This is a genomic window from Bacillus sp. LR_5, assembly GCF_042709275.1.
Genome location: NZ_JAVAXX010000573.1, coordinates 1 through 1,486, shown reverse-complemented (window position 1 = coordinate 1,486; position 1,486 = coordinate 1). Strand labels below are relative to the sequence as shown.

At 46.6% G+C, this 1,486-nt stretch carries 1 protein-coding gene; it reads right to left on the bottom strand.

What is annotated here, in order from left to right; all coding sequences use genetic code 11:
* Positions 1-117 precede the first annotated feature (117 nt).
* Positions 118-1,486: stage IV sporulation protein A (gene spoIVA, locus RAC86_RS38590; RefSeq protein ID WP_377886943.1), on the bottom strand; the 1,369-nt coding region annotated here is incomplete at its 5' end.

Below are 1,486 nucleotides of genomic sequence, written 5' to 3'. Positions count from 1 at the left end.
GGTGATTTACCGAACGAATATTCCTTTTTTTCCTTTTTTCATCCTATTCCTTGATCCTTTTCCATTATTAAGAGCAAAGAAAAAAGACCTCCCATTCTATAAAGAGGTCTACCGGTATTACAGGATGATGGCGATTAAGCCGCCAGAGCCTTCGTTTATGATTCTTTCTAATGTTTCTTTTAATTTATACCGTGCGTTTTCAGGCATTAATGACAGCTTTGCCTGAATCCCTTCTCTCACAATTGAGCTCAGCGACCTTCCGAAGATATCGGAATTCCAGATGGAGAGCGGATCATCCTCAAAGTCCTGCATTAAATAGCGTACAAGCTCTTCACTTTGTTTTTCCGTTCCGATAATCGGGGCGAATTCGCTTTCGACATCGACTTTGATCATATGGATCGACGGAGCGACAGCTTTCAGCCTCACACCGAATCGCGAGCCCTGCCTTATAATTTCCGGCTCATCGAGACTCATATCAGCTAAAGCAGGCGCTGCAATGCCGTATCCCGTCTGTTTGACCATTTTTAAGGCATCAGACACTTGATCATATTCTGTTTTCGCATGGGCGAAGTCTTGCATGAGCTCAAGCAGATGGTCTCTTCCTCTGATTTCGACGCCCACAACTTCTTTTAGGATTTGATCATATAGATGATCAGGCGCGTACAAATCAATTTCTGCCACCCCTTGGCCCAGCTCAATTCCGGCTAATCCGGCACTTTCAATGAATTCAAACTCGCTGAATTGGCCGACAACCCTGTCTACGTCCCGGAGCCGTTTAATATCCTTAACCGTTTCCTTCACGGACTCCTGATAGCTTTCACGCAGCCAATGGTTTTCTTTCAGCACCATTACCCAGCTTGGGAGATTGACATTCACTTCTAGCACCGGAAACTCGTAGAGGGCCTCTCTGAGCACACTCAGCACATCTGATTCCCGCATGCTCTCTACACTCATTGCCAATACCGGGATATCATATTTTTCGCTTAAATCCTGGCGCATGGCTTCCGTTTCCGGGTGATACGGCCTGACTGAGTTGATGACCATAATAAAAGGTTTGCCAACCTCTTTCAGCTCTTCAATGACTCTTTCTTCAGCCTCTATATAGTCACTTCTGGCGATATCTCCAATGGTGCCGTCTGTCGTAATGACAACTCCGATGGTCGAGTGTTCTTGAATGACTTTTCGAGTGCCGATTTCAGCAGCCTCATGAAATGGGATCGGTTCTTCGTACCAAGGCGTATTGATCATCCGCGGCCCGTTTTCATCTTCGTATCCTTTAGCGCCGGGCACTGTGTAACCTACACAATCTACTAATCTTATATTCACATCGAGTCCGTCTGACACATGAACAGACATCGCCTGATTCGGAACAAATTTAGGCTCTGTAGTCATAATGGTTTTGCCGGCTGCGCTCTGCGGCAGTTCATCCTGCGCTCGGGCCCGGTCTGCTTCGTTACTGATATTCGGGAGCACCACAAGCTCCATA